At 61.7% G+C, this 19,723-nt stretch carries 21 protein-coding genes; 15 read left to right on the top strand and 6 right to left on the bottom strand.

Annotation, left to right across the window (positions count from 1 at the left end; all coding sequences use genetic code 11):
• Positions 1 to 264: 264 nt before the first annotated feature.
• Positions 265 to 1,164: a LysR family transcriptional regulator ArgP gene (locus tag ACIK7D_RS03290; RefSeq protein WP_400155611.1), complete on the top strand. Its 900-nt coding sequence runs from the start codon at positions 265 to 267 to the stop codon at positions 1,162 to 1,164.
• Between the two features lie 228 nt (positions 1,165 to 1,392).
• Here the strand turns inward: ACIK7D_RS03290 and ACIK7D_RS03285 are convergent, their stop codons facing one another.
• Positions 1,393 to 3,585, bottom strand: coding sequence for a transglycosylase domain-containing protein (locus ACIK7D_RS03285; protein ID WP_080817389.1), 2,193 nt, complete (start codon positions 3,583 to 3,585; stop codon positions 1,393 to 1,395).
• A 267-nt stretch (positions 3,586 to 3,852) separates the two neighbouring features.
• Here ACIK7D_RS03285 and ACIK7D_RS03280 point away from each other — a divergent pair, with 267 nt between their 5' ends.
• From ACIK7D_RS03280 to ACIK7D_RS03240, 9 genes are all read left to right on the top strand, one after another.
• On the top strand, positions 3,853 to 4,332 hold the full coding sequence (locus ACIK7D_RS03280) for a YcgN family cysteine cluster protein (RefSeq protein ID WP_065654208.1): 480 nt from the start codon (positions 3,853 to 3,855) through the stop codon (positions 4,330 to 4,332).
• A 170-nt stretch (positions 4,333 to 4,502) separates the two neighbouring features.
• A complete protein-coding gene (blaOXA, locus tag ACIK7D_RS03275; protein WP_400155610.1) occupies positions 4,503 to 5,327 on the top strand; it encodes a class D beta-lactamase in 825 nt (274 codons plus the stop codon).
• A gap of 357 nt (positions 5,328 to 5,684) precedes the next feature.
• Positions 5,685 to 8,267 (top strand): heavy metal translocating P-type ATPase, encoded by a 2,583-nt coding sequence (locus ACIK7D_RS03270; protein ID WP_400155609.1) that lies wholly within the window; start codon positions 5,685 to 5,687, stop codon positions 8,265 to 8,267.
• Positions 8,264 to 8,686, top strand: a complete 423-nt coding sequence (gene cueR / locus ACIK7D_RS03265) for a Cu(I)-responsive transcriptional regulator (protein ID WP_127758198.1) — start codon at positions 8,264 to 8,266, stop codon at positions 8,684 to 8,686. Before ACIK7D_RS03270 ends, cueR begins: the two co-directional genes overlap by 4 nt.
• A 53-nt stretch (positions 8,687 to 8,739) precedes the next feature.
• The gene (locus tag ACIK7D_RS03260) at positions 8,740 to 8,940 is read left to right on the top strand and encodes a heavy-metal-associated domain-containing protein (RefSeq protein WP_400155608.1); all 201 of its coding nucleotides are present in this window, start codon (positions 8,740 to 8,742) and stop codon (positions 8,938 to 8,940) included.
• 68 nt (positions 8,941 to 9,008) lie between these two features.
• Positions 9,009 to 9,275 (top strand): AbrB/MazE/SpoVT family DNA-binding domain-containing protein, encoded by a 267-nt coding sequence (locus tag ACIK7D_RS03255; RefSeq protein ID WP_059753836.1) that lies wholly within the window; start codon positions 9,009 to 9,011, stop codon positions 9,273 to 9,275.
• Positions 9,275 to 9,634: a type II toxin-antitoxin system PemK/MazF family toxin gene (locus ACIK7D_RS03250; RefSeq protein WP_400155607.1), complete on the top strand. Its 360-nt coding sequence runs from the start codon at positions 9,275 to 9,277 to the stop codon at positions 9,632 to 9,634. Before ACIK7D_RS03255 ends, ACIK7D_RS03250 begins: the two co-directional genes overlap by 1 nt.
• 69 nt (positions 9,635 to 9,703) lie before the next feature.
• Positions 9,704 to 9,973, top strand: a complete 270-nt coding sequence (locus tag ACIK7D_RS03245) for a type II toxin-antitoxin system ParD family antitoxin (protein ID WP_262534972.1) — start codon at positions 9,704 to 9,706, stop codon at positions 9,971 to 9,973.
• Positions 9,963 to 10,328 (top strand): type II toxin-antitoxin system RelE/ParE family toxin, encoded by a 366-nt coding sequence (locus tag ACIK7D_RS03240; RefSeq protein ID WP_127758203.1) that lies wholly within the window; start codon positions 9,963 to 9,965, stop codon positions 10,326 to 10,328. The genes ACIK7D_RS03245 and ACIK7D_RS03240 overlap by 11 nt, the downstream gene beginning before the upstream one ends.
• On the opposite strand, the gene ACIK7D_RS03235 is transcribed toward ACIK7D_RS03240, so the two are convergent.
• A complete protein-coding gene (locus ACIK7D_RS03235) occupies positions 10,325 to 10,573 on the bottom strand; it encodes a hypothetical protein (RefSeq protein WP_080817381.1) in 249 nt (82 codons plus the stop codon). The two genes, ACIK7D_RS03240 and ACIK7D_RS03235, sit on opposite strands and share 4 nt — an antisense overlap.
• A 191-nt stretch (positions 10,574 to 10,764) precedes the next feature.
• On the opposite strand from ACIK7D_RS03235, the gene ACIK7D_RS03230 reads away from it, so the two are divergent.
• A complete protein-coding gene (locus ACIK7D_RS03230; protein ID WP_400156006.1) occupies positions 10,765 to 12,174 on the top strand; it encodes an MFS transporter in 1,410 nt (469 codons plus the stop codon).
• Here the strand turns inward: ACIK7D_RS03230 and ACIK7D_RS03225 are convergent.
• Together ACIK7D_RS03225 and ACIK7D_RS03220 are read right to left on the bottom strand one after the other, a co-directional pair.
• Positions 12,165 to 12,338 carry a hypothetical protein gene (locus ACIK7D_RS03225; protein ID WP_127758205.1) on the bottom strand — a complete coding sequence of 58 codons (174 nt, stop codon included), beginning with the start codon at positions 12,336 to 12,338 and terminating at the stop codon, positions 12,165 to 12,167. The genes ACIK7D_RS03230 and ACIK7D_RS03225 overlap by 10 nt on opposite strands.
• A 68-nt stretch (positions 12,339 to 12,406) precedes the next feature.
• On the bottom strand, positions 12,407 to 14,125 hold the full coding sequence (locus ACIK7D_RS03220) for a glycoside hydrolase family 32 protein (protein WP_400155606.1): 1,719 nt from the start codon (positions 14,123 to 14,125) through the stop codon (positions 12,407 to 12,409).
• Between the two features lie 168 nt (positions 14,126 to 14,293).
• Between ACIK7D_RS03220 and ACIK7D_RS03215 the strand changes: the two genes are divergently transcribed.
• Complete coding sequence (locus tag ACIK7D_RS03215) at positions 14,294 to 15,754, top strand: YdiU family protein (RefSeq protein WP_400155605.1); 1,461 nt, start codon at positions 14,294 to 14,296, stop codon at positions 15,752 to 15,754.
• A 92-nt stretch (positions 15,755 to 15,846) separates the two neighbouring features.
• Complete coding sequence (locus ACIK7D_RS03210) at positions 15,847 to 16,308, top strand: hypothetical protein (protein WP_400155604.1); 462 nt, start codon at positions 15,847 to 15,849, stop codon at positions 16,306 to 16,308.
• A 139-nt stretch (positions 16,309 to 16,447) separates the two neighbouring features.
• Here the strand turns inward: ACIK7D_RS03210 and ACIK7D_RS03205 are convergent, their stop codons facing one another.
• The gene (locus ACIK7D_RS03205) at positions 16,448 to 17,548 is read right to left on the bottom strand and encodes a saccharopine dehydrogenase family protein (RefSeq protein ID WP_137003121.1); all 1,101 of its coding nucleotides are present in this window, start codon (positions 17,546 to 17,548) and stop codon (positions 16,448 to 16,450) included.
• 142 nt (positions 17,549 to 17,690) lie between these two features.
• Here ACIK7D_RS03205 and ACIK7D_RS03200 point away from each other — a divergent pair, with 142 nt between their 5' ends.
• The gene (locus tag ACIK7D_RS03200; protein ID WP_052817598.1) at positions 17,691 to 18,122 is read left to right on the top strand and encodes an Lrp/AsnC family transcriptional regulator; all 432 of its coding nucleotides are present in this window, start codon (positions 17,691 to 17,693) and stop codon (positions 18,120 to 18,122) included.
• Positions 18,123 to 18,354: 232 nt separating this feature from the next.
• Here ACIK7D_RS03200 and ACIK7D_RS03195 read toward each other — a convergent pair whose 3' ends face one another.
• Positions 18,355 to 18,723: a winged helix-turn-helix transcriptional regulator gene (locus ACIK7D_RS03195; protein ID WP_400155603.1), complete on the bottom strand. Its 369-nt coding sequence runs from the start codon at positions 18,721 to 18,723 to the stop codon at positions 18,355 to 18,357.
• Between the two features lie 142 nt (positions 18,724 to 18,865).
• Here ACIK7D_RS03195 and ACIK7D_RS03190 point away from each other — a divergent pair, with 142 nt between their 5' ends.
• Positions 18,866 to 19,705: an SDR family oxidoreductase gene (locus ACIK7D_RS03190; protein WP_400155602.1), complete on the top strand. Its 840-nt coding sequence runs from the start codon at positions 18,866 to 18,868 to the stop codon at positions 19,703 to 19,705.
• Positions 19,706 to 19,723 lie beyond the last annotated feature (18 nt).

The raw sequence follows: 19,723 nt of genomic DNA, 5'->3' as shown, positions 1-19,723 counted from the left end.
CAGATAAGCTGAGCTAATGTACCGTAACGCTATTCCACGGACGGATATCATGAGCGCTTTCCTCACCTCCGCCCTCATTCCTGTGCTTGTCACAGGAATCCAGCCGACGCGCGTCTGCGCGGCGAGAGAGTCCCTCCAGCCCAAGGACTTGGGCTTGCTGGATTCCTGGGACAAGCACAGGAATGAGGGCGGGGAGGACCAGCGCCGATGGTTGAAGTCCTCATATGCGCTGTGTCAAAATCAGCTTTCACATCGAGTATCGTAATGCTCGATTACCCTTCAATGCGGGCCGTGGCGCTCGTTGCTCAAACCGGCAGTTTCGAAAAGGCGGCGCAGGTGCTGTGCGTCACGCCGTCGGCCGTCTCCCAGCGCATCAAGCAACTGGAGGAGCGGCTGGGCGTGGTGCTGATCGTGCGCGGCAGCCCCTGCGTGGCGACGGAAAAGGGCGAATGGCTGTGCCGTCACATGGATCATGTCGGCATGCTGGAAAACGAATTGTTCCGACAGCTTCCGGCGCTGGCGGAAGCGGGTGCTGCGCAGGAGCGCGTGACGCTCAACATCGCCACAAACGCCGACAGTCTCGGCACATGGTTTCTGGATGCGGTTTCGAAATTCACTGGCGGCAGCGACTATCTCGTCAATATTGCGGTGGACGATCAGGACCACACGGTGGAATGGCTGCGCGGCGGCAGGGTGCTTGCCGCCGTCACCGCCCATGCCAAGCCCGTACAGGGCTGCCGGGTCCTGGCCCTCGGCGTGCTGCGCTATCACGCCACCGCCAGCCCGGATTTCATGGCCCGCCATTTCGCCGGGGGTGTCACACCCGCCGCCCTTGCCCGCGCGCCAGGACTCACCTTCAACCAGAAGGACAGGCTGCAGGCGAGCTGGGTCAGGAAGGTGCTGGGCGAGGATATCGCTTATCCCACCCACTGGCTGCCTTCGACGGACGGTTTCGTGAAGGCGAGCCTTTCCGGCATGGGCTGGGGGCTCAACCCGGTGCAGCTTGTGGGGGATCACCTCAAGACGGGCAGGCTGGTGGAGGTCGTTCCCGGCACGCCGCTCGATATTCCGCTTTACTGGCAGGTCAACCGGCTCGCGGCGGAGCGGCTTGGGGTGTTGACGTCGCATGTGGTGGAGACGGCGAGGGGGGTGTTGTTGCGCTAAGTTGCAAACGGTGGCGACGGAGTGCTTGGCTTACCCCCCTCTGCCCTGCCGGGCATCTCCCCCTCAAGGGGGGAGATCGATCTGCGGCGAAGTTTCGCCCATCTCAAGGTTAGAGAATGAAGTGGCGGGAGGGCCACCAGCCGATCTCCCCCCTTGAGGGGGAGATGCCCGGCAGGGCAGAGGGGGGTGCGCTCCGAACTCCGAAAGCACCCTTTCCCACGCCACACCTCACCGCCGCGCCGCATCCTCCGCGCCTTCCCGCAACGATGCGTCCGCCACCTTCTGCGTCGTCACACTCAAGGCCGAAGCGTCCTTCATCTTCTTGGCGATGGAGCGGATCACACGCGTTGCCTCGGCCGAGAGCGAGCGCGGGCGGGTGAGCGCCGGCAAAGCGGGTGTGCTGGTGGCAGCGGCCGCCACTTCCGCCGAAGGCTGCGGGCGCGCGCCTGTCGGCAGCGGGTTCTGGATGCCGGGAATGGGGCGCAGCTCCATGCCCTGATGAGCGTAGTCCATCAGCCGCTTGAAGGCCATGGCGGGAAGCGCGCCGCCGGTCATGTTGTTCATCGGCGTGAAATCGTCGTTCCCGAACCAGACGGCCGTGGTGTAATTGCCGGTGAAACCCACATACCAGGCGTCGCGATAGGCCTGCGAGGTGCCGGTCTTGCCGCCGGAAACGATGCCGTTGTCCAGCGCGCCGCGCCGGGCCGTGCCCATGACCGGGATGGTCACCAGCATCTGGTTCATCTTCGAATTGGCGTCTTCGGAAAGCACCCGTTTGGCGGGCGCTTCGTTGTGGCTGAAGTCGTAGAGAACATTGCCCTCGTAATCCAGCACCTGCTCGATGCCGTGGCGGCGAGACTGCATGCCGTCAGCCGGGAAAACGGCATAGGCGGTGGCCTGATCGAGAACCGTCACTTCCGATGTGCCGAGCGGAATGGTCTTGTCGCTGCGCAGCGGCGTGGCGACACCCATGGCCTTGGCGGTATCGACGATGACCTGCGTGCCGAGCACATCCTTGGCGAGGCGCACAGGCACGGTGTTGTAGGATTTGGCGAGCGCCATCTGCAGCGTCACCTTGCCGGCATAGGAGCGGCCGTAATTCTGCGGCGACCAGCCGCGCCAGGTCACCGGCGCGTCGGAGATCAGCGTCTCCGGCTTCATGCCCTTTTCCATGGCGGCCGAGTAGGTATAGACCTTGAAGGAGGAGCCCGGCTGGCGCAGCGCCGCCGTGGCGCGGTTGAACTGGCTTTCGCCATAGTCGCGCCCGCCGACCATGGCGCGCACGCCGCCGCCGTTTTCGATCATCACCATCGCGCCCTGCTTGACGCGATAACCTTCGCCATATTCGCGCAGGCCCATTTCCATCGCCTGTTCGGCCGCCTGCTGCAGGCCGGTATCGATGGTGGTGCGCACGACGACGGTGTGGTCCTTGAACTTGCCCTCGGCGGCCAGCCGCTGCACTTCGTCGAAAGCCCAGTCGAGGAAATAATCCGGCGCCTTCACATCGGCGCGGTCGATGACGGTGGCCGGGTTGCGCCGCGCGCCGATCACCTGGCCCTCGGTCATCAACCCGCTCTGCACCAGGTTGGAAAGTACGGTGTTGGCGCGGGCGCGCGCCGCCGGCAGGTTGACATGCGGCGCATATTTGGCCGGCGCCTTGAACAGGCCGGCCAGAATGGCGGATTCGGCCAGCGTCACATCGGTCAGGTTCTTGCCGAAATAAAATTGCGCCGCCGCCGCCGCGCCGAAGGTGCCGCCGCCCATATAGGCGCGGTCGAGATAAAGGCTGAGGATTTCCTTCTTCGACATGTTGGTCTCGAGCCACAGCGCGAGGAAGGCTTCCTTGATCTTGCGCTCCAGCGAGCGCTCATTGGTGAGGAACAGGTTCTTGGCGAGCTGCTGCGTCAGCGTCGAACCGCCCTGCACCACGCCGCCGGCGCGGGCGTTTTCGCTCATGGCGCGGGCAAGGCCGATGAAATCGATGCCGAAATGGTCGAAGAAGCGCCGGTCCTCGGTCGCCAGCACCGCCTTGATGAAATGATCCGGCATCTGGTCGATCGGGACGGAATCCTCATGAATGATGCCGCGATGGCCGATGGTGTTGCCGTAGCGATCAAGGAAGGTCACGGCGAAATCGCCGCGATAGCGCCAGTCCTTCTTGGTTTCCTCGAAGGCGGGCATGGCGAGCGCCAGGAGCACGACGGACCCTGCCGTTCCGAAGGTCAGCGCGTCGCAGGTGAGGTTGACGAGGAGCTTCTTCCAGCCACGCACATGCAGCTTGCGCGAGGCGATGGTGACGTCTTCCCAGAAATCCACCAGCCTTGCCGCAGCCGTCCACAGGCCGGAGTCGATGAAGCTATCGATCCGGAGCAGGATGTGCCGTTTTTTACGGCCTTTTTTATCGTCTTTTTCTTCCTGCACCTGGCGATGTTTTCCTGTTCAACGCAACGCTGCCATCGATATGTCTGCCTGATATTCTACGCTTCAACCCATTCCCGACGCAAAACCGTGGCATGGTTATGTCGGAAGTGCTTGACGCGGCGGCCTTTCGCGGGCCAATGACCCCTCTGCCGCCTGCCAATATGCTAAAATATCGTACAAACCAGCCCTTGGCGATACGATATAAAGGATTAGGGACCGGTTAAACACTCCCGTCCAAGAGATCAAAATGAAACGGAAATGTTAACGATGAATGACGCGCCGTTCTGGAAAACCAAATCACTCACGGAGATGACCGGCGAGGAATGGGAAAGCCTGTGCGACGGCTGCGGCCTGTGCTGTCTGAACAAGCTGGAGGACTGGGACACCGGCGAAGTGGTGTTCACCTCGGTGCGCTGCGTGCTGCTTGACGGTGAAAGCTGTCGATGCTCCGATTACGAAAACCGCCGCGCCACCGTGCCGGACTGTATCCAGCTCGACCTGAAGAAGGTGCATGAGATCGGCTGGCTGCCGCCCACCTGCGCCTATGCGCTGGTGCGCGACGGCAAGGATCTCTACTGGTGGCACTATCTCGTTTCCGGCGATACGGAAACGGTGCATCAGGCCGGCATTTCCGCCCGCGGCCGCACCGTCAGCGAGGCCGATGTGGATGTTGACGACTTCGAGGATTATGTGGTCGACTGGCCCCTGACAGTGGGTGAGAGGGCAGGCGAAAAGGAACGGATGTGACGGAAAACGTCGATTTTCGTTTTGGTCCTATTCCTGCCCCATCGTTCCCTTAAGGCAGTGTCGCCCGAAAGCGTGTCACGGTTTCGGGTTACGACTTGTCTGAAATCAAAGACAGCTTCCGGCCATTCCGGCAAATGATCCGCAAAAGCGGACGAGGGACATCAAAACGCATGCGCTACCGGCTGCCCGCCATCGTTCTTTCATGCCTCGCCCTTCCGGGGCTCCTGCCGTTTTCCGCTGACGCCCAGCAACAGCCCCAGGCCTTCGAATGCACGCTGGTCACCTCCATCGAGACCGGCGCCATCATCAACCAGCAGGGCGCCTGCGACCAGCGCGTGGCTCCGGCCTCCACCTTCAAGGTGCCGCTGGCGCTGATCGGTTACGACGCCGGCATTCTTCAGGATGAAAAGACGCCCGCCTGGGACTGGAAACCCGGCACGGAGGCGCGCGCCTCCGACCGCAAGACGGTCGATCCGACCATATGGGAGCAGGATTCGGTGCTGTGGTATTCGCGTGAAATCACCCGCCGCCTCGGCCCGGAAAAATTCGCCGCCTATGTGAAGCGCCTCGGTTACGGCAATGCCGATGTTTCCGGCGAGCCGGGCAAGAATAACGGGCTCACCCATTCCTGGCTCGGATCGTCGCTGACGGTTTCGCCGGTGGAACAGGTCGGCTTCCTCCGCCGCCTTCTGGCCGGCAATCTGCCGGTCTCGCGCGATGCGCAGGCGAAGACCAGGGCAATCGTGCCGGTCTTCGATGCGCCCGAAAGTTGGGCGGTGCACGGCAAGACCGGCACCGGCTACATGCGCGACGAAAAGGGCAATCCCGACCGCAACCGCCCCTTCGGCTGGTTCATCGGCTGGGCGGAACGCGAAGGCCAGCACATCGTCTTCGCAAGGCTGCGCGTTTCCGACAAACCGTCCGACGAGCCGCTCGGCCCCGCCGTGCGCGATGCCTTCCTGCGCGATATTCCCCGGCTGGCCGTGCACCGGTAGCCGCACGCATCTAATAAAAGCGTAGTTTTGCGACGTGCTCCTTCCCTCATCCCTGTGCTTGTCACAGGGATCCAGCCAGCCCAAGTCCTTGGGCTGAAAGAACTCTCCCCGCCGCGCAGACGCGCGTCGACTGGATTCCTGTGACAAGCACAGGAATGAGGGTGATATCTTGGCGCATGGAAATGTGAACGCTGTGGACCGAGATAGCGCGGTCAGTAGGTATCCGTCAGATTGCCGCGCAGGCGCCGACAGCAAGCCCGGCCGCACTCACGATTGTGTGTTCAACAAAAAGTTTCCGCTTCCCTTGACCTTCCCATCATGGGAATCTCTACATAGGGTCTCGAAAGGGGATTTCCCATGAACGAGACAGTCAAACACGCCCATCGACATGAACCGGTTTCCATTCCCGTGGAAGGCATGACCTGCGCTTCCTGCGTGCGGCGGGTGGAAACGGCTGCGGCCAAGGTGCCGGGTGTCATGTCGAGTTCCGTGAACTTCGCCACGAAGAAGCTCACCGTCGAGCCGGCCGAGGGTTTTTCGGCCAGAACGCTTGGCGCCGCCATCAAGAAGGTCGGTTACGATATCGCGCCGGAGCGTCACGAATTTGCGGTGGAAGACCTGCGGGGCGAGGCTGAGGCCGAGCGGCTGAAGGCCGTTCTGGAAGCGGTCGCCACTACAATCGCCGTCAAGGTCGACGCTGCCTCCGGCAAGGCCTCCGTGGAAACGATTGGCGGCCGGCGCGAACGGGATGCGCTTGTGGAAACGGCAAAGCTTGCCGGGTTCGCGCTGAAGACGCCGAAACCGCACGACCATTCCGCCCATAACGGTCACAGCCAGCACCACGGACATCATCCGGGCCACGGCCAGATGGCGGCGGGCGAGGCCGGCGGCCATGACCATATGCAGCATGCGGGCGAAGAGGGCGCGCTCAAACGCGACCTGACGATTGCCGCGATCCTGACCGCGCCGCTTTTCGTGCTGGAAATGGGTGGCCATCTCTATGAGCCGATGCATCACTGGCTGATGGGCATCATCGACACGCAGAACCTCTATTACATCTATTTCGCGCTGGCGACGGCGGTGATTTTCGGGCCGGGCCTGCGTTTCCTCAAGACCGGTTTCCCGGCCCTGCTGCGCGGCGCGCCGGAAATGAACTCGCTGGTGGCGCTGGGCGTCACGGCCGCCTATCTCTATTCGGTGGTGGCGACCTTCGCGCCCGACCTGCTGCCGCAAGAGGCGCAATTCGTCTATTATGAGGCGGCCACCGTCATCGTCACGCTGATCCTGACCGGGCGGCTTCTCGAAGCCCGCGCCAGCGGACGCACTGGAGACGCCATCCGCAAGCTGATGAGCCTGCAGGCGAAGACCGCCCGGGTGGAGCGCGACGGCGCTACCATCGATATTTCCCCCGAAGACCTCGTGGCCGGCGATATCGTCGTTATCCGTCCCGGCGAAAGGCTGGCGGTGGATGGCGAAGTCGTCGAAGGCTCGTCCTATGTCGATGAATCGATGATCTCCGGCGAGCCGGTGCCGGTGGAAAAGACGGTCGGCGCAACGGTCGTCGGCGGCACCATCAACAAGACCGGCGCTTTCAAGTTCAAGGCGACCAAGGTCGGCGCGGATACCATGCTGTCGCAGATCATCCGCATGGTGGAGGAGGCTCAAGGATCCAAGCTTCCCATTCAGCTGCTGGTCGACCGCGTCACCGCGCTCTTCGTACCGGTTGTCATCGCCATTGCGGTGCTGACCTTCATCGTCTGGGCGATCTTCGGCCCCGAGCCTGCCTATACATTCGCGCTGGTCAATGCGGTGGCGGTGCTCATCATCGCCTGCCCCTGCGCCATGGGTCTCGCCACGCCGACATCCATCATGGTCGGCACCGGCCGGGCGGCGGAGCTGGGCGTGCTGTTCCGCAAGGGACAGGCGCTGCAGGAGCTGCGCTCGGCGCAGATCGTCGTGGTCGACAAGACGGGCACTGTCACCAAGGGCCGCCCGGAACTGACCGATCTGGTGGTTGCGGAAGGGTTTGCCGATAACGAGGTGCTGGCGCTGGTCGCCGCCGTCGAGGGCCGTTCGGAACATCCGATTGCCGAAGCCATCGTCCGGGCTGCGGAAGAAAAGAAGGTTGCGACCCCTGCAGGACTCGAACCCGCGACCGTCGAAAACTTCGAAAGCGTGACGGGTTATGGCATCGCCGCCACCGTCAACGGTCGCAGGGTCGAAGTCGGCGCGGATCGTTACATGGCCAAACTCGGCCATTCCGTGGATATCTTCGCTGAGGCCGCCGCAAAGCTGGGTGACGAGGGCAAGACGCCGCTCTATGCCGCCATCGACGGCAGGCTGGCGGCCGCGATTGCCGTCGCCGATCCGCTGAAACCGTCAAGTGTCACCGCCATCAGGGCGTTGCAGGCGATGGGCATCGAAGTGGCGATGGTGACGGGCGACAATGAACGCACGGCGAATGCAATCGCCCGACAGGTCGGCATTTCCCGTGTGGTGGCTGAAGTGCTGCCCGAGGGCAAGGTGAAGGCGATCCACGAGATGCGCGCGGGCGGCAAGGTGCTGGCCTTCGTGGGTGACGGCATCAACGATGCGCCGGCGCTGGCTGAAGCCGATATCGGCATCGCCGTCGGCACCGGCACGGATGTCGCCATTGAAAGCGCCGATGTGGTGCTGGTCGGCGGCGATCTTCTCGGTGCGGTCAACGCTATCGAGATGAGCCGGGCGACCATCCGCAACATCAAGGAAAACCTGTTCTGGGCTTTCGGTTACAATGTGGCGTTGATACCTGTTGCGGCGGGCGTGCTTTATCCCGCCTTCGGCATCACGCTATCGCCGATGATCGGCGCGGGCGCCATGGCGCTGTCCAGCGTCTTCGTTCTCGCCAATGCGCTGCGGTTGAAACGGGCGAAGGTGGCCCATCGGGAGGTGACGTCATGAATATCGGCCAGGCATCGGAAGCATCGGGTGTTTCCGCCAAGATGATCCGTTATTACGAGCAGATCGGCCTCATCACGCCGGCCGCCCGCACCGGCAATAATTACCGGGTTTATGGCGAGCAGGACGTGCACAATCTGCGCTTTATCAAGCGGGCGCGCACGCTTGGTTTTTCGCTGGAAGAAACCGAGACGCTGCTGAAACTCTGGCAGGACAAGAGCCGTGAGAGTTCGGCGGTGAAGGAAATCGCGCTCGTCCACATCGCCGATCTCGAGCAGAAGATCGCCGAGATGAAGAGCATGGTGAAGACGCTCTCCCATCTCGCCCATTGCTGCGGCGGCGACCACCGGCCCGACTGCCCCATCCTCGACGATCTCGCGGGCGCAGATAAGGCCGACGCCAGGCACGCGCGAACCCACTGACCTTTAATGACAGCCGGCACGACAATATCGCGACCGGCGATAAGGAGAAAACCATGAGTGCAACCACCTTCCTCATTCCGGACATGACCTGCGGCCATTGCGAAAAGACGCTGCGCGGTGCTCTCACGGAGGCTCTTCCCGGCGCATCCATCAGCATCGACCTTGATGCCCACAGGCTGATCGTCACGGGCGACGCCGCAACCGCGGAAGCGGCGATACGCCAAGCCGGTTATTCGCCGGAACGGGCGGGTTGAGAGACGGCTTCCGTTTGCACAGGTTCCAAAATGTGCTACATATGTTGCACAAAATGGAGCGTAAACGGATGACCGTAACGACGAGAATAAGACGTCAGGGCGGTGCGGCGGTGATGACCATCCCGCCCGCTCTTTTGAAGATGCTGGGGCTGGAAATCGGTGAGCAATTGACGCTCGAGGTCGACAACGGCGCGCTGGTCGCCAGCCCGGTTCGGCAGGAAAAGAAGCGCTTCACGCTTGCCGAACTGCTGGAGGGTGCGGATGAAGTCGCCGCCCTCAATGCCAGCGCGCGGGAGTGGGACGAAGCGCCGCCAGTTGGCAAAGAAGCCCTTTGATGGTCCGTAGCCAGGTTCCAAAACGTGGCGACGTTTATCTGGTCGACGTCAATCCTGTCATCGGCAGCGAAATCAGGGACGAGCATCGTTGTATCGTCATCACGCCCAGAGAAATCAATGCGGTTGGACCGTGCCTTGTCGTTCCCGTGACGACGGGCGGAGTATTCACACGCAGGGCAGGGCTTGCCGTCAACATATCGGGCCACAGGACAACGGGTGTCGCACTAAGCAATCAGGTGAGAAGCATGGACATTGTTGCCCGTGTCGCCCAGAAGAAAGCGAAATATATCGAAACCCTTGACGATGCGACGATCGACGAAATCGCCGGACGTGTCATCAGCATGATCGATCCCGCCTGAGAACGCCCATTGGAATAATGGGCGAAATATGCTACTGAGTAGCATCTCTTTTGAACCGGGATAGCCACAATGTCCGTCAAGGCGTCAGTTTCCATCTCCGATCAACAGGACAGCTTCGCGCGAAGGCTGGTGGAGGAAGGGCGTTATGCCAGCCTCAGTGCCGTCGTCCAGCGTGGGCTGGAACTGCTGCGGCAGGAAACGGAACTGAAGGACGCCGAACTTGCCGCGCTTCGCGATTTGCTGGTCGAGCGCGGGCAGGGCGACTTCGTCTCCGTGGAAGACGGCAAAGAAAGAACGGCAGAGATGATCGCAGCCAAGAAGGCCGGCTATGGCCTTTAGGGTCCTGCGTTCGACACAGACGGATCAGGACCTCGGCCTCATTCTCGACCATCTCATCCAGTCCTATCTCGACCTTGGCGACGCCTTGCCGGGCGCTTTCGCGCGCGCTGCGCGACGTGTGGGGTCAATCGAGGCGGATATGGAAGCGCTTCACAAAGCGCCTTTTCAGGGCACATTATTGCCCGAAATATTGCCCGGCCTTCGCCGGGTGACGAAAAATCAGGCTGTCTTTTATTTCGATGTCGATGAGGGTGAAAAGACCGTGCGTATTCTTGCGGTCTTTTTCGGCGGGCAGGATCATCTGCGCCATATGCTCACGCGCCTCGTGTCCCGTCGCGCCCTGAATCTTCCCTAAACCTCGTCGAAAGTCCCGCCTTCCCGCGAAGGGTTGCGGTCGATCACTCTTTCCTCGGCATCGTCGGGCAGGGCCTCGTCGCTTTCCTGATAGGGATCGTCCTCGCTCTCTGCCTCTTCTTCCTCGATTTCCTGTTCGATGGATTGCGGAATTTCTCCCTTGGCGGGAAGGGCGTCGATATCGAGATCGAGCAGGTCCTCGTCCATGGCGTCTTCGTTGCGGGGCAGGATTTTTTCGCGGTCCATGACGGTGTCCTTTCTGTCCGTTCATTCGACAAACGGCCCGGAGGCGCGAAGGGTTCCTGCCGCCGTTGAATTCCGTCGCTGAATTCCGTCAGGCCGGATTGCGTGAAAAAGCCGTCTTGACCTCAATGGCGCTTGAGGTTCTAGTTTGCCCGCCGTATCGCAAGAATGGAAAGGATACGGCTTTGTCGAGTATGGAAATGACGGAGAAAAACGGCTGGAGCGAATTGCTGAGCGGGGCGAATCTCTCGCTTCTGACCGTCATCTCCTCCGGTATCGGCCTGCACGCTTTCAACCAGTTCGCGGTGGTGACGGCCTTGCCCGTGGCCGTCAACGAAATTGGCGGCGCTGCTTTCTATAGCTGGGCCTATAGTCTCTATTTCGTCGGTTCCGTGGCGGGCGGCGTCACCGCCGTCCTGTTTCGCGAGCGTTTTGGCGCACGCGTCGTTTTGCTTCTCTGCTGCCTGATCTTTTCTTTCGGTTCGGTCCTCTCGGCAATCGCCGGCGACTTTTTGTGGGTCGTCGTCGGCCGCGCCCTGCAGGGTCTGGCCGACGGGCTGATCGTCGCCGTTTGCTACAGCCTCATTCCCGCCGGTTTCCGCTCCGGCCTTCTGCCGAAGGTCTTCGCCATCGAGGCGGCGATCTGGGCAGTCGCCTCCTTCATCGGCCCGCTGACCGGCGGTTTCGCCACCGAACACATCTCCTGGCGCGCCACCTTCCTCTTGTCGGCGCCGCTGATCCTGCTGCTTCTGGCCTATACCGCCATTGCCGTCTCCGCCGAGCGGCCGGTGGCGGCGACGCGTAAACCGCTGGTGCCGCTGCTTCTGTGTCTTGTCGGCGCATTGGCGTTTTCCGCGCCTTCCGCCTTCGAGGATGCAAGCCTGCGCGCCCTTTCCCTGCTGGTGGGCGCGGCGCTGCTGTGGGCCTCGCTGCGCGCGGGCACCCGGCCTTCAATCGGTCTTTTCCCCAAGGAATCCTTTCGGCTGAAGACGGTGCTCGGCAGCGGTTTCTGGGTGCTGTTCCTGATGTCCTATGCCCATGCGCTGGGCAGCGTCTATCTCGCTTATGTCGCCATCAATCTCTGGCGGCATGAACCGACCTTTGCCGGTTTCATCGTGGTGACGATGCCGCTTGCCTGGAGCTTCGTGGCGATGCTGATCGGCAGCCTGCGTTCTGCCCGCCTTCGGGAGATTTGCCTGCATTACGGTCCTTACCAGATGGTGCCGGGCTGCGCGCTGCTGGGGCTCGGGCTGGCAACCGGCAACTGGGGAGAAATGCTCGTGGGGCAAATTCTGATCGGCTCCGCCTTCGGCATGTCATGGGCCGGCATCAGCCAGGCCGCCATGGAGGCCGCACCGGAGGAGGAACGCAAGATGACGGGTGCGCTTTTGCCGACGGTCGCGACCCTGGGCGCCGCCGCCGGTGCCGGCGCCAGCGGCACCGTTGCCGCTGCCACCGATCTGGTGGGGCGGATCGAGCGGGCGGATGTGACGATGCCGATGGTTTATCTCTATGGGCTGGGTGTGGTCGTATCGCTGCTGGCGATCATGACCGCCAGCGGGTTGCGGGGCGAAAGGCGGCTCTTCCGCCACCGTCAGGACTGAGTGGTGGCGATGGCGATCGCCGCCAGGTAAACGACGAAGGCCATGATCGCGATCGCACCGATAATGATGACGATGCCCTTGCCGGCGCGTTTTTTCTCGGCCTTGTTTTCATTGGCTTCGGTCGGAAACAGGATCGGATCGCTGGTGTCGCGGATTTTGGTCATGCCGTTTCTCCTTATCCGTGGAATGGGCGGTTTCGGTCTATCAACCGCCCAATCCGCCAAAAGGTTCCTCACGGTTTCAGCGCCCAGCTGGTGGCATGCACCACCGCGCCGGGGGCGGCCTTCAGCAGCGCCGAGCGCACCGGTTCGAAACCTTCGAGGCGCTTGGTGCCCACATATCGGCCACGATTGGCGAAGACTTCGATGGAGCCGTAATCGAGAAAGATGCGGATGCGCGAGGCCCTTGCGCCCCTGGCGATATAATGCGGCGAGGGGCCGTCACGCCCGTCCTCGTGGCGGATCCACAGCCCCGTTTCATCGGAAACGACGCCCAGCTCGACCGCCGGATGGTCGAGCACCAGTTCGAAGGGCGCGCCGGGCGAGGCAAGCTCGAACAATATTTCCACCGCCCCGTTGATGAAGGTGATGCGTTCGCCGGCGGCAAGCCGCGTGCGGTCGAGAATATGGCTGCGCAGGCTTTCCGCCGCGCCGATGGGCGGGGTCAGAAGCTCGCCGTTCACATAATGAATCCGGCGCGGCAGCGTCATGGAGGTGGGGAAATCGATCTCCGGATTGGCATCCGCCCAATTGGCCAGCCAGCCCATGCCGATGATGCTGTCGCCATCCAGAAAGGCCTGGAAGGCGTAATTGTCGGTGCCGAAATCCAGCTCCTGCCCGAATTCCTTGGTGAAGGCCTTGCCGTCAAACCAGCCGACATCGGCCATGGTCAGGTTCTTGCGGCCGGTTTCCGGGTCCTCCGAGTGCATCAGCCCGTAAATCAATACCCAGCGGGTGGAGCGGGCATTGGCGGGGCCGTCGAGCGGCAGCAGGCAGGGGCATTCGATGGCCGTGGTTTTATAGCGCGTTTCCACCCACAGCTTGCCCACATAGGTCCAGCCCGATGCGGCGGTGGGGTCCAGCGTCTCGTAGAGCAGGATGACGCCGCCGCCGTCGCTCTGGCTGCCGAGCACCATTTTCCACAGGCCGTCGGGACCGCGAAAGACGTAAGGATCGCGGAAATCCGGCGTCAGCCCCTGTCCGTCCGGACGAGTGCCGAGAATGACCTCCGCCTGCCCGGCCATGATGAGATCGGAGGAGGTGGCGGTCAGCTGTATCTGCTGCTCGGGAATGCGATCCTGCACCTGCTCGGTGAAAAAGACGCGGATGCCCGTTCCTTCAACCAGCGGAATGGTGGAACCGGAATAAGCGCCGCCGCGCTTGTCCGGCCGCGTCGTCAGATCCTCGGAAGGGAAAAGGAAGATCGGCAGGTGCCGCCAGCGCAGATAATCCGACGAGACGGCATGGCCCCAATGCATGGTGTTCCAGCGCAGCCCGTGCGAATAATGCTGATAGAACAGATGCGGCCGCCCCTCGAAACGTCCGAAACCGTTGGGGTCGTTCATCCAGCCGAAGGGCGGGCGGAAGTGATAGCTGCCGGGAAGTTCGGGTGCGGCATTGTCCGGCTTGGTATGGACGACGGTGATGCCGGTTTCGAGCACATCCGACGCCGTGAACCAGTAGATGACGGAAACGGCGGTCGTGACCGTGTCGTAACTCAGCTCCACGTGGCCGCCGCCGAAAACCTGATAGATTCGAAAACCGAACTCTTCCGTGTTGACGCTTGAAACCTCAGCGAATTTTCCGTTCTGATTGGAAAAGGAGACGGCACCGGGCTCGGCATCTTTCTTCGCTTTCAGCCAGACATGGAAGGTGGCGTTGACGGGCAGATCGGTATGAATGGTGCGGATGGCGCTTTCCGGTTCGGCGGTTACGGCTTCAACGACGGTCATTGCTTTTCCTTTCCTTCGGCATTCTGCGGGTCAAGCATAGGAACGATGATGGCGCGGGAAAGTTCATTGCGCAAAATTGAATGAAGCGATGGAGGAGGTTGGGCATTTATCACTCGCATCCGCCGCCTTCCGGCCCCATATAGGGGCAAAGCAGGGAGTTTATCCGTGATGAAATTCGACAATTCCTATGCCCGCCTGCCGGAACGGTTCAGCGCCGCCGTGCTGCCGACGCCGGTGAAGGCGCCGCGGCTCATCGCCTTCAATCGTGGGCTCGCCGATGAACTCCTTCTCGATGTGGCCGGCCTTGACGATGAAAGGCTGGCGGCGATCTTTTCCGGCAATGTCGTGCCGCAGGGGGCCGAGCCGCTGGCCATGGCCTATGCCGGCCACCAGTTCGGCGGTTTCGTGCCGCAGCTGGGCGATGGCCGCGCCATTCTGCTGGGCGAGGTGATCGACAGGAACGGCAAACGCCGTGATATCCAGCTTAAGGGCTCCGGCCCGACGCCGTTTTCGCGCCGGGGAGACGGGCGCGCGGCCCTTGGCCCGGTGCTGCGCGAATATATCGTGTCGGAGGCGATGTTTGCGCTCGGCATTCCCGCCACACGGGCGCTGGCGGCCGTCCTTTCCGGCGAAAGGGTGCAGCGCGAAGTCGGTCTGCCGGGCGGTGTTTTCACCCGCGTTGCCGCAAGCCATATCCGTGTCGGCACCTTCCAGTTCTTCGCCGCCCGCGAGGATGATGAGGCGATCAGGAACCTTGCGGACTATGTGATCGACCGTCACTATCCCGAGGCGAAAGGCGCTGATAATCCTTACCTCGCCCTGCTGCAAGGCATAGCGCAACGGCAATGCGACCTCATCGCCCGCTGGATGATGGTGGGCTTCATTCATGGTGTGATGAATACCGACAATATGGCGGTGTCAGGCGAAACCATCGATTTCGGCCCCTGCGCCTTCCTTGACGAATATCACCCCAACAAGGTCTTCTCCTCCATCGATGCGCAGGGCCGTTACGCCTTCAACAACCAGCCGGGCATTGCGCAATGGAACATTGCAAGGCTGGCGGAATGCCTGCTGCCGCTGCTCGATCCGCAGGTGGAGAAAGCCGCCGAACTCGCCAATGCCGTTCTCGCCGATTTCGCCGCCGCCTTTCCCAAACGCTGGCTTTCCGGCATGCGCGAAAAGCTTGGCCTGACGGCGGAGGAAGAGGGCGACATCGATCTGGTGCAGGCGCTGCTGGCGCTGATGCAGGCATCGGAGGCGGATTATACGCTGACCTTCCGGCGTCTTTCCCATGCGGCCAATGGCGATGCCGAACCGTTTCGCGGCATGTTCATCGATATTGCGGGGGCGGACGAATTTCTGGCGCGCTGGCGGGAAAGAGCCGGTCGCGAGGCGATTTCCGGTTCCCAACGATCAGCGGCGATGCTGGCCGCCAATCCGGCCATCATCCCCCGCAACCATCGCATCGAGGAACTGATAGAGGCAGCGGTGGAAGAGGGGGATTTCGAGCCCTTCCACGCCATGCTGACGGCGATTGCAACGCCCTTCGATGAACGGCCGGACAATTTCGTCTATATGCAGCCGCCGATGAGCCATGAACGGGTCTTCAGGACGTTTTGCGGGACGTAAGCGAAAGACTGATCCGTCGCGCCGGAGCGAGCGTGCAAGTCTCGAGATATCAGGCGAGCCAGGCGGTAAACTCACGAGGGAAGCCACGACGAATGAATGACGCATCAAAGCTTGTTTGCCTGCTTGGTCTGACCATGACGTTTGCGTCGCCAAACCTGGCGGCTGCGGATCCCGGCCATGGCGAACTGACTGTCTTGATGACGGCCGAAAATGGGGCGCTTACGCTCCAATACCACGAGCCGGGCAAGGGTCTTGAAGGGGATCCTTCAACGCAATGCGCCATCGGCGACAAAATCACGTTGCCTGCGGGCGGGGTCGTGAATCTGCAATTCATCTCGGCAGATGTGCCTTACAGTTTCGAGATAGCAGGTTACGTGGAGAAGCTGGATATTGTGCCCGGTCTCGTGAGCTACAGCGAGATTGTCACGCCCGCCGAAGCCGGGCAGGTCAGCGCCGTGCTGCAAACGCACGCAGAGGGTTCGAAAAAGGTCGTGGCGGTGCGCTTCCGTTCAGATTTGAACGCCTTCGACAGCCGCATGTTCTGCGCGCCCTAGCGCATTGCAGTGAACTGCGGAGAACCGTTGTTGGTCAGTGGTGCCCGATCTGGCATCTCATCTGCCCCTCGGGCCATCTTCTCCCAAGCGGGGGAGAAGACATGCGCGGCGACGCCGCGCCCCGATGGATACCCTTGAATTACCCTACCTTTGCCAGCGGCTCATGCGAGCCATAATACCGGCCAAACCGGTTTTCGAGGAATTTCGGCAGGGCCACTTCCTCCTGCCGCACGAAGCCCTTTTGCGGCAGGGCGCCTTCGGCGAGCAGATCGAGAACCGTGCAGATGCCGGCGGCGGTGGTGATCTGGATGGCGCTCATCATCCGGCCGGAAACCGGGCCGGCATAGACCTTGTTGGCATAGGTTTCCTGCAGGAAACGGCCGTTGCGGGTGCCGCAGACGGTGACGAAGACGATGACCACATCCTGCATGGTGCCGGGCAGGGCGTTTTCGAACAGGTCCTTCAGCACATCGCGGCGATTGCGCAGGTTGAGGTCGTTCAGAAGCGCCTTCATGATCGCGACATGGCCGGGATAACGGATGGTGCGGTAATTCATCGTGCGCACCTTGCCTTCCAGCGTGGCGCAGAGCGTGCCGAGACCGCCCGAGGTGTTGAACGCCTCATAGGTAACGCCGTCGAGCGAAAATTCCTCACGTTCTTCAAGGGCAGGAACGGCGGTAAGGCGGCCTTCGACGATCGCTTCGCAGGGCTCGATATATTCGTTGATCAGCCCGTCCGTGCTCCAGGTGAGGTTGTAGTTGAGCGCATTGGACGGATATTGCGGCAGCGCGCCGACGCGCATCCTCACGCTGTCCAGCTTGTCGAACTTGGCGGCAAGATCGGCGGCAACGATGGAGATGAAGCCGGGGGCAAGGCCGCATTGCGGAATGAGTGCCGTCCCGGCCGTTTCTGCCAAGGCCTTGACCTTGCGGGTGGATTCGACGTCTTCGGTGAGATCGAGATAATGCGTGCCGACGGTAACGGCCGCTTCGGCAATGCCTGCCGTCAGGTGGAAGGGGGCGGCGGAAAGCACGGCGAATTTGCCTTTCAGCAGTGCTTCCAGAGCGGGACGGTCGGTGATGTCGACGATTTCGGTGTCGACCCGTTCATGCGCCGGCACATTGGCCAGCTGATCGGCCGAACGGTCTGCGACGGTGATGCGATAATCGCCGGTGGCGGCCAGCATCCAGGCGATGGCCGAACCGATATTGCCCGCGCCGATGACGACAATGTTTTTCATTTTTGTTCCCCGCAGTGAATGCAAATGTGTCAGCGCAGATGCGCCTCGAGAACAGAATGCCAGTTTTTATTGACGATTCGCAGCTTCACTATGTGCGGATAGCGGGTTAATATTAGGCAATAAGACGACAGGATTGGTCACTATGACGATTGCCGACAAGGACCGGGCGCTGCTCGCCCTGCTTTCCGAAAATGCCCGCATGCCGGTGGCGGAACTGGCGCGCAAACTCGGCCTTTCGCGCACCACGGTGCAGGCCCGTATCGAGCGGCTGGAGGCGGACGGGGTGATCGCGGGTTATGGCCTCAGGCTTTCGGAAAGCTATCTTTCCGGGCTGGTGCGCGCCCATGTGCTGATTACCATCGCACCGAAGGCGCTGCCCGGCGTCACGGCGGCGCTTGCCGCCATCAAGGAGGTGACGACACTGCATTCGGTGAGCGGCACCTTCGACCTCATCGCCATTCTGGCCGCGCCTTCGATCCTCGATCTCGACCGTTTGATCGACCGGATCGGCGCGCTTGACGGCGTGGAGCGCACGCTGTCATCGATCATTCTGTCGACGCGGATTTCGCGGTAGGAGCGTTTGAGGGAGTGGAAGATACGCAAAACCCACTTCCGTCATGCCGGACTTGATCCGGCATCCAGCCGCCGCGCGTCTGCGCGGCGAACAGAGTCTTTTCAGCCCAAGGACTTCGGCTGGCTGGATACCGGATCAAGTCCGGTATGACGGAAGCGATGGTCTGCGAAACGAAACAACAAAGGAGCTTGCCGCTCCCATGTTTCTTTCGCTACGCGAGAGCGAAGACCATCTAAACCACCGCCCGCTCATCATAAGCCCTCTGCGCCGCCATCACCGCGTCGATATTTCCCTCCGCCCAATGGGCAAGCGCCGCCACCGTGTCGGTCAGGGTCCGCCCCAGCGGTGTCAGCGAATATTTGACCGTCACGGGTACGGTCGGGAACACCTGCCTCGAAATCAGCCCATCGCGCTCGAGCTTCTTGAGCGTCTGCGACAGGACCTTCTGCGAAATGCCTTTGATCTCCCGCCGCAGCAGATTGAAGCGCACCGCTTCCACCCGCAGCCGGTCGAGGATCAGCAGCGCCCATTTGTCGGCGATCCTGTCCAGCACCATGCGGGTGGGGCAGCGGTCTTCATAGACGTCATAGATACGTTCCATGGGTTTGTTCCGTCGTTTCAGGGCCATGCCGGTTTCCGCAAGGAAACCAGATAACCGAAAAGTGCTCTCTTTTCATGATTTCGCAAACGCAGTACCTGTGTTTTCGAAACATGGTTTCCATTAGATACTACGGAGATTTGAGATGACAGGCAAGATACTCGTAATCGGTTCCACCGGCACCATCGGCACGCCGCTGGTGAAGGCGCTGCTTTCCAAGGGCGAAAGCGTGAAGGCCGCCTCGCGCAGCGGCAACGCCACGGGCGGCGCGGAAGGCGTGCGTTTCGATTATATCGACGCATCGACTTATGCGGATGCCTTCGACGGCGTTGACCGTCTGTTCCTCATTCTGGCGGGCGGACGGCTGGATGCCATCGACGCGCTGACGCCCGTTGTCGAGGAGGCGGCGCGCCGCAAAGTGAAGATCGTGTTCCTCAGCGTCCTCGGCGTCGATGCCGATGATTCCATCCCCTATCGCCAGATCGAGCTGAAGATCATCGCTTCGGGCACGCCTTACGTCATTCTGCGCCCTAACTGGTTTGCCGATAATTTCCACAGCTACTGGAAGGCCGGCATCGACCACGGCCAGATCGCCGTGCCGGCCGGCGAGGGCAAGTCGAGCTTCATCGATGTGCGCGATATCGCCGACAGCGCTGCCGCAGCCCTGACTTCTGACGCCTTTAACGGCAAGGCTTTCAACCTGACGGGTCCGAAGGCCTTCGGTTACGGCGAAGCGGCCGCGCTGATAGCGCGGGCGATCGGCAAGCCGGTGTCCTACGCTGCCGTTTCGGACGAGGTCTTTATCGGCATCCTCACCGGTGCGGGCGTGCCGCAGGACTATGCCTCGTTCCTCGCCTCGATCTTTTATCCCGTGCGCGAAGGCTGGACAGCGGTGGTGACCGGCGATGTCGAGACGCTGACCGGCCATGCGCCGCGTTCACTGGAGACCTATATCGCCGACAATCTGGACCGGCTGAAGGGCTGAGGCTCAAAGCGAGCCCGC

It is taken from the genome of Agrobacterium sp. P15N1-A (assembly GCF_044626815.1).
Classification (GTDB): domain Bacteria; phylum Pseudomonadota; class Alphaproteobacteria; order Rhizobiales; family Rhizobiaceae; genus Agrobacterium; species Agrobacterium leguminum.
Note: the sequence above shows the minus strand (reverse complement) of the source record. Positions and strands in the feature narration are given on the sequence as shown.

Bases quoted from the DNA above. Each gene is read 5' to 3' on its own strand.
- ACIK7D_RS03290 (WP_400155611.1), top strand. From the start codon at position 265: ATGCTCGATTACCCTTCAATGCGGGCCGTGGCGCTCGTTGCTCAAACC.
- ACIK7D_RS03280 (WP_065654208.1), top strand. From the start codon at position 3,853: ATGAATGACGCGCCGTTCTGGAAAACCAAATCACTCACGGAGATGACC.
- blaOXA (WP_400155610.1), top strand. From the start codon at position 4,503: ATGCGCTACCGGCTGCCCGCCATCGTTCTTTCATGCCTCGCCCTTCCG.
- ACIK7D_RS03270 (WP_400155609.1), top strand. From the start codon at position 5,685: ATGAACGAGACAGTCAAACACGCCCATCGACATGAACCGGTTTCCATT.
- cueR (WP_127758198.1), top strand. From the start codon at position 8,264: ATGAATATCGGCCAGGCATCGGAAGCATCGGGTGTTTCCGCCAAGATG.
- ACIK7D_RS03260 (WP_400155608.1), top strand. From the start codon at position 8,740: ATGAGTGCAACCACCTTCCTCATTCCGGACATGACCTGCGGCCATTGC.
- ACIK7D_RS03255 (WP_059753836.1), top strand. From the start codon at position 9,009: ATGACCGTAACGACGAGAATAAGACGTCAGGGCGGTGCGGCGGTGATG.
- ACIK7D_RS03250 (WP_400155607.1), top strand. From the start codon at position 9,275: ATGGTCCGTAGCCAGGTTCCAAAACGTGGCGACGTTTATCTGGTCGAC.
- ACIK7D_RS03245 (WP_262534972.1), top strand. From the start codon at position 9,704: ATGTCCGTCAAGGCGTCAGTTTCCATCTCCGATCAACAGGACAGCTTC.
- ACIK7D_RS03240 (WP_127758203.1), top strand. From the start codon at position 9,963: ATGGCCTTTAGGGTCCTGCGTTCGACACAGACGGATCAGGACCTCGGC.
- ACIK7D_RS03235 (WP_080817381.1), bottom strand. From the start codon at position 10,573: ATGGACCGCGAAAAAATCCTGCCCCGCAACGAAGACGCCATGGACGAG.
- ACIK7D_RS03230 (WP_400156006.1), top strand. From the start codon at position 10,765: ATGGAAATGACGGAGAAAAACGGCTGGAGCGAATTGCTGAGCGGGGCG.
- ACIK7D_RS03225 (WP_127758205.1), bottom strand. From the start codon at position 12,338: ATGACCAAAATCCGCGACACCAGCGATCCGATCCTGTTTCCGACCGAA.
- ACIK7D_RS03220 (WP_400155606.1), bottom strand. From the start codon at position 14,125: ATGACCGTCGTTGAAGCCGTAACCGCCGAACCGGAAAGCGCCATCCGC.
- ACIK7D_RS03215 (WP_400155605.1), top strand. From the start codon at position 14,294: ATGAAATTCGACAATTCCTATGCCCGCCTGCCGGAACGGTTCAGCGCC.
- ACIK7D_RS03210 (WP_400155604.1), top strand. From the start codon at position 15,847: ATGAATGACGCATCAAAGCTTGTTTGCCTGCTTGGTCTGACCATGACG.
- ACIK7D_RS03205 (WP_137003121.1), bottom strand. From the start codon at position 17,548: ATGAAAAACATTGTCGTCATCGGCGCGGGCAATATCGGTTCGGCCATC.
- ACIK7D_RS03200 (WP_052817598.1), top strand. From the start codon at position 17,691: ATGACGATTGCCGACAAGGACCGGGCGCTGCTCGCCCTGCTTTCCGAA.
- ACIK7D_RS03195 (WP_400155603.1), bottom strand. From the start codon at position 18,723: ATGGAACGTATCTATGACGTCTATGAAGACCGCTGCCCCACCCGCATG.
- ACIK7D_RS03190 (WP_400155602.1), top strand. From the start codon at position 18,866: ATGACAGGCAAGATACTCGTAATCGGTTCCACCGGCACCATCGGCACG.